Origin of the sequence: Pseudarthrobacter sulfonivorans (assembly GCF_031454915.1) — a bacterium.
GTDB classification, from domain to species: domain Bacteria; phylum Actinomycetota; class Actinomycetes; order Actinomycetales; family Micrococcaceae; genus Arthrobacter; species Arthrobacter sulfonivorans_C.
Genome location: NZ_JAVDRS010000001.1, coordinates 653,830 through 668,223, shown reverse-complemented (window position 1 = coordinate 668,223; position 14,394 = coordinate 653,830). Strand labels below are relative to the sequence as shown.

General features: G+C 65.3%; 12 protein-coding genes. 3 read left to right on the top strand and 9 right to left on the bottom strand.

The genetic code is table 11. The features are described from left to right. Positions 1–11 precede the first annotated feature (11 nt). On the top strand, positions 12–3,962 hold the full coding sequence (hrpA, locus tag J2808_RS03000; protein ID WP_309811353.1) for an ATP-dependent RNA helicase HrpA: 3,951 nt from the start codon (positions 12–14) through the stop codon (positions 3,960–3,962). Positions 3,963–4,019: 57 nt separating this feature from the next. On the opposite strand, the gene J2808_RS02995 is transcribed toward hrpA, so the two are convergent. The 3 genes from J2808_RS02995 to J2808_RS02985 form a co-directional block, all read right to left on the bottom strand. Then, entirely contained in the window at positions 4,020–4,448 is a 429-nt protein-coding gene (locus tag J2808_RS02995; protein ID WP_309811350.1) for an HIT family protein, read from the bottom strand. After that, complete coding sequence (locus J2808_RS02990) at positions 4,445–5,602, bottom strand: NAD(P)-dependent alcohol dehydrogenase (protein ID WP_309811347.1); 1,158 nt, start codon at positions 5,600–5,602, stop codon at positions 4,445–4,447. Before J2808_RS02990 ends, J2808_RS02995 begins: the two co-directional genes overlap by 4 nt. A gap of 73 nt (positions 5,603–5,675) precedes the next feature. Continuing rightward, on the bottom strand, positions 5,676–6,530 hold the full coding sequence (locus J2808_RS02985) for a sulfurtransferase (RefSeq protein WP_309811344.1): 855 nt from the start codon (positions 6,528–6,530) through the stop codon (positions 5,676–5,678). A gap of 111 nt (positions 6,531–6,641) precedes the next feature. Between J2808_RS02985 and J2808_RS02980 the strand changes: the two genes are divergently transcribed. Then, positions 6,642–7,721 (top strand): PLP-dependent cysteine synthase family protein, encoded by a 1,080-nt coding sequence (locus J2808_RS02980; protein ID WP_309811341.1) that lies wholly within the window; start codon positions 6,642–6,644, stop codon positions 7,719–7,721. Positions 7,722–7,725: 4 nt separating this feature from the next. Here J2808_RS02980 and J2808_RS02975 read toward each other — a convergent pair whose 3' ends face one another. Then, complete coding sequence (locus J2808_RS02975; protein WP_309811338.1) at positions 7,726–8,382, bottom strand: MBL fold metallo-hydrolase; 657 nt, start codon at positions 8,380–8,382, stop codon at positions 7,726–7,728. A 112-nt stretch (positions 8,383–8,494) separates the two neighbouring features. Here J2808_RS02975 and J2808_RS02970 point away from each other — a divergent pair, with 112 nt between their 5' ends. Continuing rightward, positions 8,495–8,983, top strand: a complete 489-nt coding sequence (locus tag J2808_RS02970; protein ID WP_309811847.1) for a Fur family transcriptional regulator — start codon at positions 8,495–8,497, stop codon at positions 8,981–8,983. A 22-nt stretch (positions 8,984–9,005) separates the two neighbouring features. Here J2808_RS02970 and J2808_RS02965 read toward each other — a convergent pair whose 3' ends face one another. The 5 genes from J2808_RS02965 to J2808_RS02945 all read right to left on the bottom strand — a co-directional run bounded on the left by J2808_RS02965 (position 9,006) and on the right by J2808_RS02945 (position 14,210). Then, positions 9,006–9,881 carry a metal ABC transporter permease gene (locus J2808_RS02965; RefSeq protein WP_309811336.1) on the bottom strand — a complete coding sequence of 292 codons (876 nt, stop codon included), beginning with the start codon at positions 9,879–9,881 and terminating at the stop codon, positions 9,006–9,008. Then, positions 9,881–10,696: a metal ABC transporter ATP-binding protein gene (locus J2808_RS02960; RefSeq protein ID WP_309811334.1), complete on the bottom strand. Its 816-nt coding sequence runs from the start codon at positions 10,694–10,696 to the stop codon at positions 9,881–9,883. The genes J2808_RS02965 and J2808_RS02960 overlap by 1 nt, the downstream gene beginning before the upstream one ends. Then, positions 10,693–11,679 carry a metal ABC transporter solute-binding protein, Zn/Mn family gene (locus tag J2808_RS02955; RefSeq protein WP_309811331.1) on the bottom strand — a complete coding sequence of 329 codons (987 nt, stop codon included), beginning with the start codon at positions 11,677–11,679 and terminating at the stop codon, positions 10,693–10,695. Before J2808_RS02955 ends, J2808_RS02960 begins: the two co-directional genes overlap by 4 nt. Before the next feature lie 129 nt (positions 11,680–11,808). Continuing rightward, positions 11,809–12,879 carry a hemolysin family protein gene (locus J2808_RS02950; RefSeq protein ID WP_309811329.1) on the bottom strand — a complete coding sequence of 357 codons (1,071 nt, stop codon included), beginning with the start codon at positions 12,877–12,879 and terminating at the stop codon, positions 11,809–11,811. After that, complete coding sequence (locus J2808_RS02945; protein ID WP_309811327.1) at positions 12,876–14,210, bottom strand: hemolysin family protein; 1,335 nt, start codon at positions 14,208–14,210, stop codon at positions 12,876–12,878. Before J2808_RS02945 ends, J2808_RS02950 begins: the two co-directional genes overlap by 4 nt. Positions 14,211–14,394 lie beyond the last annotated feature (184 nt).

Sequence of the window (14,394 nt, the reverse complement as noted above, 5' to 3'; positions counted from 1 at the left end):
TGGCTGCAGCCATGACATTTCATATCTCCTACCCTGCCGAGCTGCCCGTTTCCGAGCGCCGTGAGGACCTGATGGCTGCCATTGCAGCGAACCAGGTGACCATCATCGCCGGCGAGACCGGCTCCGGCAAGACCACCCAGATCCCCAAAATGTGCCTCGAACTGGGCCTGGGCGACAACGGCCTGATCGGCCACACCCAGCCGCGGCGGCTCGCAGCCCGCACGGTCGCGGAACGCATCGCCGAGGAACTCGGTGTGGAGATCGGCCAGGAGGTCGGCTTCCAGGTGCGGTTCACTGGCGAAGTCAGCCGCGCCACCAAGGTCAAGCTCATGACCGACGGCATCCTGCTGGCAGAGATCCAGCGCGACAAGCTGCTGCGTAAATACAACGCCATCATCATTGACGAAGCACACGAGCGTAGCCTGAACATCGACTTCATCCTGGGCTACCTCAAGCGCATCCTGCCGCAGCGGCCGGACCTGAAGATCATCATCACCTCGGCCACCATCGATCCGGAGCGCTTCGCCAAACACTTCGGCTCCGATGAGGCCCCCTCCCCCATCATCGAAGTGTCCGGGCGCACGTTCCCGGTGGAGATCCGGTACCGGCCGCTTTCCCAGCCAGCGGGCGGCGCCGTATCAGGCGATGATGAAGACAACTCGTCCGACGACGAACTGGAGGAAGACCGCGATCCACTGGACGCCGTCTGCGACGCCGTGGACGAACTCGCCGCCGAGGCGCCCGGCGACATCCTGGTCTTCTTCTCCGGTGAGCGCGAAATCCGGGACGCCGCCGACGCCCTCAACGCGAGGATCCAGTCCAACCGGCGGCTGGCCGGGACCGAGGTCCTGCCGCTTTTCGCCCGGCTCAGCCTGCAGGAGCAGCACAAGGTCTTCCACCCGGGCAGCAAACGCCGCATTATCCTGGCCACCAACGTGGCTGAGACATCGCTGACGGTTCCGGGCATTAAATACGTCATCGATACCGGCACCGCTCGCATCTCGCGCTACTCGCACCGCACCAAGGTCCAGCGGCTGCCCATTGAGCGCGTATCCCAGGCTTCCGCGAACCAGCGGTCCGGCCGGTGCGGCCGCGTGTCGGACGGCATCGCCATCCGGTTGTACTCGGAGGATGACTTCGAATCGCGGCCGCTGTTCACGGATCCCGAGATCCTCCGCACCAACCTCGCCGCCGTTATCCTGCAGATGACCGCCATGGGCGTGGCCCGCGGGCCGAAGGACGTGGAGAATTTCCCGTTTGTGGAGCCGCCGGATTCCAGGGCAATCAACGATGGCGTTACGCTCCTGCGCGAGCTCGGGGCCTTGAGTGCCGTCAGGGCCGGTGACGCCAAGAGCGGCGGGCTGACCGCCGTCGGGCAGCAGCTCGCCCAACTGCCGGTGGATCCCCGGCTGGGCCGGATGATTGTGGAGGCCGGCAAGCGCGGCTGCGTCCGCGAAGTGATGATCCTGGCGGCGGCGCTGACCATCCAGGACCCGCGTGAGCGTCCCACGGACAAGCAGCAGCTCGCCGCGGAGAAGCATGCCCGCTTCCGCGACGAGAATTCGGACTTCACTGGTTTCCTGAACCTGTGGAATTACATCCAGGAGAAGCAGCAGGAGCTTTCCTCCACCCAGTTCCGCCGGCTCTGCCGCAACGAGTTCATCAACTACCTGCGCGTCCGCGAATGGCAGGACTTGTTCGCGCAGCTCCGCCAGCTGGCTAGGCCGCTGGGCATCAGCCTTGACAACAAACGGCTGGCCGATCCCGTGGGCAACTACGATGGTATCCACATCAGCCTGCTCTCCGGGCTGCTGAGCCACATCGGCATGCTCGATGACCGCAAGCGCGAGTATGCAGGCGCCCGTGGCAGCCGCTTCGCTATCTTCCCCGGTTCGGCGCTGTTCAAGAAGTCCCCCACGTTCGTGATGGCGGCAGAGCTGGTGGAGACCAGCCGTCTCTGGGCGAGGGTGGCCGCCAAGTTCGATCCCGTCTGGGCCGAACAGGTGGCACCGGACCTTGTGAAGCGCACCTACAGTGAGCCGCATTGGTCCACCAAAATGGGCGCGGTCATGGCGTACGAAAAGGTCACCCTGTACGGGGTGCCCATCATCCCCCAGCGCCGGGTCAACTACAGCCGCGTGGATCCCGTCCTGGCCCGGGAGCTGTTCATCCGGCATGCCCTGGTGGAAGGCGACTGGAAGACCCACCACAAGTTCTTCCACCGCAACCGTGCCCTCCTCCTCGAGGTGGAGGAACTCGAGGCGAGGATGCGCCGACGCGACCTGCTGGTGGACGACGAAACGCTGTTTGAGTTCTACGACGCGCGGATCGGCCCTGATGTGGTGTCCGAGCGGCACTTCGACAAGTGGTGGAAGGACGCCCGGCAGAAGAATCCGGACCTTCTGGATTATGACAAGTCACTGCTGCTTAACGACGACGCCGATGACCTGGACGAAACCGCCTACCCGAAGACGCTGCTGCACAAGGGCTTCGAGCTGCCGCTCACCTACGAGTTCCATCCGGTGGCGCCCGGTTCACCGCCCAACCCGTCCGATGGCGTTACGGCCGAAGTGCCGGTGCTCTTCCTCAACCAGCTCGATGATGCTGCCTTCCGGTGGCTGATTCCGGGCCAGCGCGCCGAACTGGTTGCAGCCCTGATCAAGTCTTTGCCCAAGCAGGTCCGCAAGAACTTTGTGCCTGCGCCCGATGTGGCCCGCCAGGCCGTTGCTGCCCTCGAGTCGGACTTTGATCCCGCCACGGACGAGCTGGAAGCCTCCCTGGAGCTGGCTTTGCGCCGGATCCGCGGACACGTCATTCCGTCCGGGTCCTGGAACTGGGATGCCGTGCCGTCCCACCTGCGCGTGAGCTTCAAGGTGGTGGACAGCAAGGGCAAGGTGCTGGACGAGGGCAAGGACCTCGCAGCCCTGCAGGAGCGCCTGGCTCCGGCAACGCGCCGCGCCATCGCGGAGTCCCTGGGCGCGACGCCCGGCACCACTGCTCCGCAGTCACGCGCGAAATCCGCGCCGCCCGGAAAAGCCGGCGGAACCATACCCGCTGCTTCCGCCGGCGGAAATGGCGCCGGCACGGGTTTCAGGGAGCAGAGCGGGCTGACCGAGTGGACCTTCGGGACTGTCCAGCGGCAGGTGAGCAACCTCGTTAATGGCCACACTGTCACCGGCTACCCTGCGCTGGTGGACGACCGAACGTCCGTGGCACTTCGGGTGTTCCAGACGTCGTCGGAACAGCTGGCAGCAATGCGTGGCGGCGTGATCCGGCTCCTGGCATTGCGCGTTCCCTCGCCAGACCGCTATGTCCTGGAGCACCTCAATAACACCGAAAAGCTCACGTTCAGCCAGAACCCGCACGGTTCTGTGTCCGCACTGATCGCCGATTGCGCACTGGCCGCCGTGGACAAGCTGACCCCACCGGACCTCCCGTGGGACCGCGAGTCCTTTGACGCCCTCTATGAGCAGGTCCGCGCCGAACTGATCGATACCGTCTTCACCGTAACGGCCGTGGTGGAGCGCATCCTCGCAAGCACCCGGCGGATCGAAAAGCAGCTGAAGGGAACCACCAGCCTGGCGTTGATCAGTGCGCTCAACGACGTCAAAAGCCAGCTCGAACAGCTGGTGTTTCCCGGATTCGTGGCCCGCACCGGCTTCGCCCAGCTGAGCCAGCTCCCCCGATACCTGGCCGCCATCGAGAAACGCCTCGAACGCCTCCCCGGCAACGTCCAGCGGGATGCCCTGAACATGGCCGCCGTCCAGCGTCTGGAAGACGATTACGACGACGCAGTGTCGGCCCTGCTGCCCGGGCGGCGGGTGGGTGCCGAGCTGACCCAGGTCCGCTGGATGATTGAAGAGCTACGGGTGAGCCTCTTCGCCGTCGAACTTGGAACCGCCTACTCCGTCTCCGAAAAGCGGATCAGGGCCGTCCTGAACAAGGCACTCGCACCGGCCTAGACGAGTCGAAGGTCAGGCCGGCCGGCGCCAGCGCAAGGTCCAGCGCGGGCGTCAGGCCTATGTTGCGGGCACAAACTCCCCGTAGCCCGCTGCCCGGAGCCCGGCGCGGAGCTTTTCCGCGTTCGCATCCAGCACTGCCGGGTCCGGGTTGTGGTCCGCCGAGGCAAAGTCGAAGTCAGCCATGCTCCGGGACGGCCACACATGGACGTGCAGGTGGTTGATCTCGTACCCGGCCACAATCAGGCCGGCCCGCTCAGCGGGGAAGATCTCCAGCTGGACGGCGCCGATTCGGCGGGCCACTTCCATCACCTTTGCGAGGGTTTCGGGGGAAGCGTCCGTCCAGCGGTCCACCTCTTCGGTTGGGACAACCAGGGTGTGCCCGTCGGCGAGCGGACCGGTGGTCAGGAAGGCCGCAACATCGGCCTCCCGCCAGACGAAGCGTCCGGGGATCTCGCCGTTGATGATCTTGGTGAACAGGGTGCTCATGCGTCTGCCTCCTCGGCCGGAGCCTGCAGGGTGCTGGTGTCCAGCACAAACCGGTATTTGACGTCGCCTGCCACCATTCGGTCGTAGGCCTCATTCAGCTGGTCGGCGCGAACCAGTTCGATGTCCGCCACCACTCCATGCTCGGCGCAGAAGTCGAGCATCTCCTGCGTTTCGGCGATGCCGCCGATCAGCGAACCTGCATACGCGATCCGCCGCCTGATCAGGGCCCCCGGATTCACCGGAGGCATGGCCTCGGAAGGCAGGCCCAGCTGGAACAGCGCACCGTCCACGCGCAGGGTGCGGAAGAACGGGTTGAGATCGTGGGGAGCCGCCACGGTGTCGATGATGAGGTCGATGCTGCGGTTCGCGGCGGCCATGGCGTCCTCGTCGCGGGACAGGATCACTTCGTCAGCTCCGAGCTCCAGCGCGGCCGGCACCTTGCCTTCGGAAGTGGTGAAGACCTTGACCACGGCCCCCATGGCCTTGGCCAGCTTCACGGCCATGTGGCCCAGTCCGCCGAGGCCCACAACGCCCACCACGTCGCCTGGCTCCACGTCGAAGTGCCGCAAGGGAGAGAACGTGGTGACTCCTGCGCAGAGCAACGGGGCGACGGCGGCCGGGTCCAGGTTCGCGGGGACGCGGACCACGTAGCGGCGGTCCACTACCATGGCGGACGAGTAGCCGCCCTGCGTGATGGCATCGCCGTTACGCGGATCCTTCGCGCCGTAGGTCCCGGTCAGCCCGTTTTCGCAGTACTGTTCCAGGCCGTCCAGGCAGCTGTCGCATTCGCGGCAGGAATCAACCATGCAACCGACGCCCACACGGTCGCCCGGAGCGAACTCATCCACGGCGGAACCGACGCGGCTGACCGTTCCCACGATTTCGTGGCCGGGGACGAGCGGATATTTCTGGTTCCCCCATTCACCGCGTGTGGCGTGCACATCCGAGTGGCACAGGCCGCAGAATTCGACGGCGATCTCGACGTCGTCGGCTTTCGGGGCCCGGCGGGCAAGCGTCAGGGGCACGAGGCCACTGTCTTCGGAGACTGCGCCGTACGCGGCCGCCATCAGTCCGGCGCCCTGAGCGGACGCAGGGGTAGCGGCGGGCAAAACCGGGCGGGCAAGGGGCGGCGGTACGGGGCGTCCTGGGGTCATACCTGCGACGCTACCCTCGCAGGCCGCGGCATTTCCACTCGGGCCCGTCGGCCCGGCCGTCAGGGCAGCGCCGTCATTGCCCTGCTGGTGTACCGGGCGTGCTTCCAGTTGCCACGGGAAGGGCAGGATTGTTCGACCACTCCGAGAACGAGCCCGGGTACAGCGCGGCCCGGAATCCTGCGATTTCGAGGGCAGCCACCTCGTGCGCCGCGGTCACCCCCGAGCCGCAATACACGGCCACGGGAACGTTGTCGCCGACGCCCAAATTTTCGAACCGGCGCCGCAGCTCGGACGCCGGCAGGAAACGCCCGGATCCGTCCACGTTCTCCGTAGTCGGGGCACTCAAAGCGCCCGGAAGGTGCCCGGCGCGGGGGTCAACGGGTTCGAATTCGCCCCGGTATCTCTCGCCGGCCCGGGCATCCAGGAGGATGCCCGTTTGGGCCCAGTCCGCTGCCGCGGCTCCATCAATGGCAGGCATGCCGCCCTCTGTGAGGGCAACATTGCCCGGTACGGCGTCCCCGTTTCCGGATTCCAGCGGCAGTCCGGCGTCCTGCCAGGCAGCAAGGCCGCCGTCGAGCAAATACACCTCCGGGAACCCAGCGTTGCGAAGCATCCACCAGGCGCGCGCCGCAGCCATGTTGCCGCTGTTGTCGTAGGCCACCACAACATCGCCGTTGTTGATCCCCCAGCGTCGGGCGCTGGCCTGGAATTCCGGCGTCGGTGGAAGCGGGTGGCGTCCGCGCTCCGGAGCTGCAGGCGCCGCAAGCTCAGTGGCAAGGTCAACAAAAACTGCGCCGGGAAGGTGCGCTTCAAGGTAATGTTCACGGCCATGCGGGTCACCCAAGGCCCAGCGGACGTCCAGCAGGACGGTGCGATGGCCCGAGGCCAGCCGGGCCTCCAGGGTAGGGACATCCATCAGTGGACCCATTGTTCTCCTTGGCAATTGTGCTGATGAGGTTCAGCCGCTGATCCAACTCTAGCTTCGGGCTGGCACCTGGCACGGAGGGCCAGGCGCCCTGTCGCAGCTAGAGTTGGTCCGGTGAAGAATGCGAGCCCGGCCCGGGCATGGGCTGACGAGGCCATCAGGAAAGTCAACGCAGAAAGCAACCGGTCCGCCGATACCCATCTGTACTCGGTACCGCTCCCGGAGCACTGGGGCGTCCAGCTGTACCTCAAGGATGAATCCACACACCGTTCGGGAAGCCTCAAGCACCGGCTGGCCCGCTCGCTGTTCCTCTTCGGCCTGGTCAACGGCTGGATCCGCGAAGGTACCACCATCGTGGAGGCATCCAGCGGCAGCACCGCGGTCTCTGAGGCATACTTCGCGCAGCTCCTGGGATTGCCGTTCGTCGCAGTCATGACCCGCACGACGAGCCCGGAGAAGATCGCGCTGATCGAACAGTTCGGCGGCTCCTGCCTGCTGGTTGACCACGCCTCGGAGGTCTATGCCGCGGCGGCTGACGTTGCTGCCACATCCAAGGGACACTACATGGACCAGTTCACCTACGCGGAACGGGCCACGGACTGGCGCGGCAACAACAACATCGCGGAGTCCATCTTTGGGCAGCTGGCGCTGGAGGAACACCCCGTCCCCCGCTGGATCGTGGTGGGTGCCGGGACCGGCGGCACCAGCGCGACCATCGGCTGCTACCTGCGCTACCGCGGCCACGACACCCGCCTCGCGGTGGTAGACCCCGAGAATTCCGCGTTTTACCCCGGCTGGCTGAACACTGCGGGTGGAGCCAGCACCGGCCTGCCCTCACGGATCGAAGGCATCGGCCGCCCGCGGATGGAGCCGAGCTTTGTGCCCGCCGTAATCGACCACATGATCCAGGTTCCCGATGCCGCCTCCATCGCGGCCATGCGGCACCTGCACACCCTCGCCGGCCTGCACGCCGGACCGTCCACCGGCACCAACCTGTGGGGTGTCTGGCAACTCGTGGCGGACATGGTCGTTGAAGGACAGCGCGGCAGCATTGTGTCGTTGATGTGCGACGGCGGCGACCGCTATGCGGGCAACTACTACAATCCGGCCTGGCTCGCAGCCCAGGGCCTGGACCCCGAGCCGCATGAGGACGTCATCCGCCGGTTCTTCGAGACCGGTATCTGGAACGCATAGCCGATCAGACTTCCACCGATTCCCGCGGGGCGAGGTGTGTGAAGGTGGTGCCGTATTTGCCGCCCAGCCGGGCAACATGGCCTTCCACCATTTTCAGGCCTGTCCCGTTCAGCAGACCGTCGTGGATCTGGAAGGCCCGCGGCGCGCGGACCCCAATCACGAAGTCCACCACTTCGCCCGCCTTGTTCCATGGAGCGTGGATGGGAACGAGAAGCGTCTGGACGCTGAGTCCATCCGGGATGATGAAGGAATCCCCTGGGTGGTAAACGTTGCCGTCCACCAGGTATCCGATGTTGGCCACGATAGGAATCTGCGGGTGGATAAGGGCGTGCTGCCCGCCGTAGCTTCGGATGCTGAATCCGGCTGCGTCAAACGTGGAGCCGGGTTCGACCGCGTGGATCCGTTCAGCCGCTTGCGGCGCCTCCTCCCGCAGGTGGGCGGCCACTCCGGCCGGTGCAAACACCGCCAGGCCGTCGGCGGCGCCCAGCGCAGTGACCATGGCCGGCACATCCACGTGGTCCCCGTGCTCGTGCGTGATGAGGACGGCGTGCGCACCGTCCAAGGCTTCGGCTGTCTCGGAAAAGGTTCCGGGATCAAGCACCAGAACCTGGCCGTCCTTTTCGAGCCGGACGCAGGCGTGGGTGTATTTCGTCAGCTTCATAGCGCCAGCCTAGGGTCACGCTCCGGGAGTGTCCAAGGGGCGCAGCCGGCCCGACTGTCCCGGCTGGTAATCTTGATGTTTGCCACCGTCCCTTAGGGAAGCGAGTATTTCCATGCCGTTCGGCACCAAAGCTGACGCGACGCCGTCGAACGCTCCATCCGGCGCCGGCACGGGGGCCGGATCCAACCCAGGCAAAGAGCAGCGCGTCACCAAGCAGCGTGTCGCCGTCAGCACCGCCCTCGACGAGCTGGATGACTTCGTCAGCACGCAGGAGCTTTACCGCATCCTGCAGAACAAAGGCGTCTCGGTATCCCTGGCCACGGCCTACCGCATCCTGCAGTCCCTTGCCGACGACGGTCTGGTGGACGTGCTGCGCAACGGCGAAGGCGAGGCCGTCTACCGGCGCTGCGCCGTAACCGGGCACCATCACCACCTGCTGTGCCGGAACTGCGGCAAAGCAGTGGAAGTCGAGGCCCCGGCCGTGGAGACGTGGGCGGCGAGGACTGCCGCCGAACACGGTTACACCGAAGTGGCACACACCGTGGAAATCTTCGGCCTGTGCCCGGACTGCACTGCCCTCCGGGCCGCCGGAAAACTCTGACGGCTCCGGCGCTCCCGGCGGATCAGCGGGCGTGCACCAGCCGCCCGTTGATGCCCCTCTTAGCCCGGACACTGCCAATGACGCGGCACACCACGTAGATCAGGAATGAGAGCGTGGTGACGTAGGGGCTGATCGGGATACGTCCGCCCAGGGCCAGCAGGATTCCGCCCACCGTGGCCGTGACGGCAAAAATGACGCTGAGTACCACCAACGCCACGGGCGAGGACGTGACCCGCAGTGCCGCCGCCGCCGGTGTGATGAGCAAAGCCAGCACCAGCAGCGCCCCCACCACTTGAATGGACAGCGCCACGCTCACGCCCAGGAGCACCATAAAAACGATTGCAAGGGTCCGGACCGGCACACCGCGGGCTTCAGCCAGTTCCGGGTCAACGCTGGCGAAGTTCAACGGCCGCCAGATCAGCACCAGCGCGGCGATGACCACCACGGCAGCGCCCGCCAGGACCTGCAGTTGCACGGTGTCCACAGAAACAATCTGGCCCGTGAGGAGGCCGAACTTGTTCGCGGCCCGGCCTTCGTAGAGCGAGAGGAACAGGATGCCCAGGCCCAGCCCAAACGGCATGATCACCCCGATAATGGAGTTTTTGTCCCGCGCCCTGACCCCCATCAGTCCCAGGAGCAGCGCCGCCGCCACCGAACCGATCAGAGAGCCGAACACTATGTCCGAGCCGATCAGGAGCGCGAAGGCCGCGCCGGCGAAGGACAGTTCCGAGATGCCGTGGACGGCAAAGGCCAGGTCCCGCTTCATGACGAAGGTGCCTACCAGCCCGCCGAGCAGGCCAAGGACGGCACCTGCCCAGATGGAGTTTTGGACGAGGACCAGGAGTTCGCCGTAGTTCTCGAAGCTGAAGATTGCTGCAATGATGCTGTCCGCATCCATCAGGCAACCTCCCCCACCGTTGCGTGGACATCGGCGTGGTGGTGAGTGGTTGCGTCGGGCAGGCCGACGACGACGATGCGCCCGTTCGCGTGGATGACTTCCACATGGCTGCCATAGAGCTCGGAGAGGACCTCCGTGGTCATGACTTCCTCCGGTGTTCCCACCCGGAACCGGCCGCCGGCCAGGTAGAGCACCCGGTCCACGTAATCGATGATGGGGTTGATTTCGTGCGTGACAAACACCACGGCACTGTTCTGGTCATGGCACTGCTTGTTGATCAAGGCGCTGACGGCCTGCTGGTGATGCAGGTCCAGGGACAACAGGGGTTCGTCGCAGAGGAGGACCTGGGGGTCGGTGGCCAGTGCCTGCGCCACACGGAGTCGCTGCTGCTCGCCACCGGAGAGCTGCCCCACTGGAACCTTGGCATAGTCGGTAGCGCCCACAAGTTCGAGGAGTTCATCGATCCTGCCGTTAACCCTGGACATTCCCAGCCGCAGGCCCCAGCGGTGCCCGTCCACCCCGAGCCCCACCAGGTCCCTGGCCCGCATGGGTGTGTCCGGAGCGAACGATTTCTGCTGCGGGATGTAGCCGATCAGGCTGCTCCCCCGTTCCACCGGCCGGTCCCCCAGGGTGGCGCTGCCGGACTGCAGGTCCTGCAGGCCAAGCAGTACTTTAAGGAAGCTGGTCTTGCCGCTGCCGTTAGGACCCAGGACGGCGAAGAACTCGCCGGGCCGGATGTCCAGGTCGAGATCCTCCCAGAGCGTCCGTTTGCCGAACTGCAGGGACGCCCCGCGGAGGCTCACCACCGGTTTCAACTATTTTTCTCCAAAACTTTGCTGACGTTGTCCACATTGTCCGTCATCCACTGCAGGTACGTCTTGCCTTCCGGCAGGGTTTCGCTGAAATCAATCACAGGAACCCCGCCTGCTTCGGCCGCTTTCTTCAGCGCCTCCGTCTGCGGTCCCTCTGTCTGTTCGTTATAGGCCAGGAACCTGATGTCCGGTGAGCCTGCCAAATCGGTTGCCGCCTTCAAGACGGCAGGCGGCACGTCCGAGCCTTCCTCGATCGCTGCGGTGTAGTCCGCCGGCGTCCGGTTCTCCAGCCCGGCAGCTTCGAGCAGGTAGACGGGAACAGGTTCCGTCACAGCTACGGGTGAGCCTGCACCCTTGGCCTTCAGTGCGGCGAGCTTGGCGCTCAGGCCATCCACCCCGGCCTTGAAAGTGGCGGCGTTGGCGGTGAACTGGGCGGCGGATCCGGGTTCCAGTTCGCCCAGCTTGGCCGCCAGCGAATCTGCCAGCTTGCCCATGGCATCCAGGCTGTACCAGGCGTGCTCGTTGAATTCGCCGTGCTGGTGGTCGTGACCCGCTTCGTCGTGCGCAGCGGCCGATTCGCTGGGCTCTTCCTCCGGCGCCAGGCCCGCCACTTCCACGGCAGTCAGGATGTTGCCGTGCGGAATATTGCTGTCATGGGCCATCTTGTGGAGGAATTCGTCATAGCCGCCACCGTTCTCGATGACTACTTCTGCCTTGGAGACCGCCAGCCGGTCCTGGGCGGTGGCCTCATAGGAATGGGGATCCTGGCTGGTCTTGGTGATGATGGAGGTGACGTTGACATGATCGCCGCCGATCAGCCCGGCAATGTCGCCGTACACGTTGGTGGAGGCCACAACTTCGATGGCACCCGCCTCCGCCTCTGTCCCGGACTGGACCGGCCCGCCGCCTGGGCTGCACGCGGTCAGCAGGAGGCTAAAGCCTGCGAGGGCCGCAAGGGACGTTCGAATGGCAGCGGGGTGGCGCACGGAAACCTCAGATCAGGATGGGACGGACTTTTTCGACTCCAAAAAGTCTACGCCTAAATGGGAATGATTCCTATTTAGAAAAGCCGGGCCTGGACTTTCGTCCCGGCCCGGCTTCGTCATCCCGCGTGGCTAGTCACCGTTGGGCTGGCCCAGCCGCCTGATGCCGGTGGCCTGCGTGGCGTCCCGGATCTCGCCGACGAGCTGCTCGATCACGTCCTCGAGGAACAGGACTCCATGGGTCTGCCCGTCCGCGCCGATGACGCGGGCCAGGTGCGAACCGGTGCGCTGCATGACCGACATGGCCGTTTCAACTTCGTCGCCCAGGGCCAGGTTGGCCAGTGAGCGGATCCTGCTCTCGGCGATGGGGTGCTGGTAGTCCCCGTCCGGGATGGAGAGCACATCCTTCACGTGGAGATAGCCAGAGAGAATGCCGTCCCCGTCCACCATCGGGAACCTCGAGAAGCCGGTCCGGCTGACAGCCTTTTCGAACTCCACCGGCGTGGTGGCTTCCTTCAGCATGACCAGTTTCTCCACCGGCACCATGATGTCCGCCGCCGTGTATTCGGAGAACTCCAGGGCACCGGTGATCAGCCCGGCGTCGTCATCCACCAGCCCGTGGCGGGTGGATTCCTGCACGATCGATTGGACCTCTTCGAGAGTGAAGGACGAGTTCACCTCATCCTTGGGTTCGATCCGCATGAGTTTGAGGATGTGGTTGGCGGACCAGTTCAGCGCGAAGATGACCGGGTTCACCAGCCGGGCCACAAACATCAGGGGCGGGGCGAGCAGCAGGGCAGCTTTGTCCGCCACGGACACCGAGATGTTCTTTGGCACCATCTCACCGAACGTCACGTGGAGGAATGTCACCACCATCAGGGCAATGGCAAACGCCACCACGTCGGCGATCTCCACGGGCAGCCCAACGGCCTCCAGCGGAGCAGCCATCAGATGGTGGATGGCGGGCTCGGCCACCTGCAGGATCAGCAGCGAACACACGGTGATGCCCAACTGTGCACAGGCCAGCATCAGCGACACATTTTCCATGGCCCGCAGGGTTGTCTGTGCCCGCTTGGAACCGGCGTCGGCGAGGGGTTCGATCTGGCTGCGCCTCGCTGACATCACCGCAAACTCGGCGCCGACAAAAAACGCGTTGCCCAGCAGGAGGACAACCAGCCAGGCTATGCCTGCCCAGTCACTCATGGCGTGCTCCTGTCATCCGCAGCGGGTTCAGGCGCAGGGGCAACGGGGTGGAAGCAGATCCGCTCGATCCTTCGGCCATCCATGCGCGTCACGCTCAACATGCCGCCGCCCACCGGGACGGTGTCCCCGACGGCGGCAATGCGGCCCAGTTCGCTCATGACGTAGCCGCCAACGGTCTCGTAGGCAGCCTCATCCGGGACGGTGAGCCCCGGAATCTGCTCGGATAGTTCATCAGGCCGCAGCAGTCCCGGGAAGTACCAGTCCCCGGAAGCGCTCTGCAGCAGTCCCGGACGGACCTTGTCGTGCTCGTCGGACACTTCGCCCACGATTTCCTCCACGAGGTCCTCGAGGGTGGCGATGCCGGCGGTTCCGCCGTATTCATCGAGTACGACGGCGAGCTGCAGGTTTCCTTCCCGCAGCTCGGCCAGGAGCGCATCCAGGTGGATGGTTTCGGGCACCCTGAGGACGTCCGTCATGATGGCACCGGCCTCCAGGTTGGCGCGCCGGTCCCAGGGCACGGCCACTGCCTTCTTGACGTGGACCAGTCCCTTGATGTCATCGGCGGAGTCCCCGATGACCGGGAACCGGGAGTACCCGGTGCGCCGTGCGGCGTCCAGGATGTCCGAGACCGGCTGGTCGGCATCGATGGTTTCCACCCTGATGCGGGGTGTCATGACGTCCGCTGCGGTCCGGGCAGAGAAATTCAGGGTGCGCGCCACAAAGTTCGCGGTCCCGGCGTCCAGCGTTCCCATGGCGGCGGAGCGCCGCACCAGGGAGGCGAGCTCGGCCGGCGTGCGGGCGCCCGAAATCTCTTCCTTGGCCTCAAGGCCAAAGACGTTCAGGACCTTGTTGGAGAAGCCGTTAAGCAGGACGATGGCGGGCTTGAAGATGGCCGTAAAAATCAGCTGCGGCCGCGCCAGCGCCTTACCCATGGGAAAGGACAGCGCGATGGCCATGTTTTTCGGCACCAGTTCGCCGAGCAGCATGGACAGCAGGGTCGCCAGCACCATCGCAATGACCAGCGAGACTGATGCCGCGGCGACGTCGGGAATTCCGGCGGCGGCCAGCGGGCCTTCGAGAAGGCGTCCCACGGAGGGTTCCATCACGTAGCCCGTCAGGAGCGTGGTGAGGGTGATGCCGAGCTGACAGCTGGAAAGCTGGGTTGAGAGGGATTTCAGGCACTTGAGCAGCGGCACGGCGCCGGTGTCACCGTTGTCGATGGCATTCTGGACCGTGGCCTGGTCAAGGGCAATCAGGGAAAACTCGACGGCCACAAAAAAGCCAGTGCCGGCGATCAGCAGGAGGCCTGCTGCGAGGAGCAACCACTCCATTCAGCATCCCGCCTGAAGGCCGGGGGAAGCGGAGTGGGTCCGGGGGAAACTGCCCGGCGGAGGATGGTCGGCCGAAGCCGACGCTGTTTCCCTAAGGGCTCCGCCGGAGTGAACCGGGGGAGAGTGATGGGCGCGTGTTCGGGGTTTGCCGGCTCTGCGGGTGGACTGCGCGAAACTGTTGTTT

Bases quoted from the DNA above. Each gene is read 5' to 3' on its own strand.
- hrpA (WP_309811353.1), top strand. From the start codon at position 12: ATGACATTTCATATCTCCTACCCTGCCGAGCTGCCCGTTTCCGAGCGC.
- J2808_RS02995 (WP_309811350.1), bottom strand. From the start codon at position 4,448: ATGAGCACCCTGTTCACCAAGATCATCAACGGCGAGATCCCCGGACGC.
- J2808_RS02990 (WP_309811347.1), bottom strand. From the start codon at position 5,602: ATGACCCCAGGACGCCCCGTACCGCCGCCCCTTGCCCGCCCGGTTTTG.
- J2808_RS02985 (WP_309811344.1), bottom strand. From the start codon at position 6,530: ATGGGTCCACTGATGGATGTCCCTACCCTGGAGGCCCGGCTGGCCTCG.
- J2808_RS02975 (WP_309811338.1), bottom strand. From the start codon at position 8,382: ATGAAGCTGACGAAATACACCCACGCCTGCGTCCGGCTCGAAAAGGAC.
- J2808_RS02970 (WP_309811847.1), top strand. From the start codon at position 8,495: ATGCCGTTCGGCACCAAAGCTGACGCGACGCCGTCGAACGCTCCATCC.
- J2808_RS02965 (WP_309811336.1), bottom strand. From the start codon at position 9,881: ATGGATGCGGACAGCATCATTGCAGCAATCTTCAGCTTCGAGAACTAC.
- J2808_RS02950 (WP_309811329.1), bottom strand. From the start codon at position 12,879: ATGAGTGACTGGGCAGGCATAGCCTGGCTGGTTGTCCTCCTGCTGGGC.
- J2808_RS02945 (WP_309811327.1), bottom strand. From the start codon at position 14,210: ATGGAGTGGTTGCTCCTCGCAGCAGGCCTCCTGCTGATCGCCGGCACT.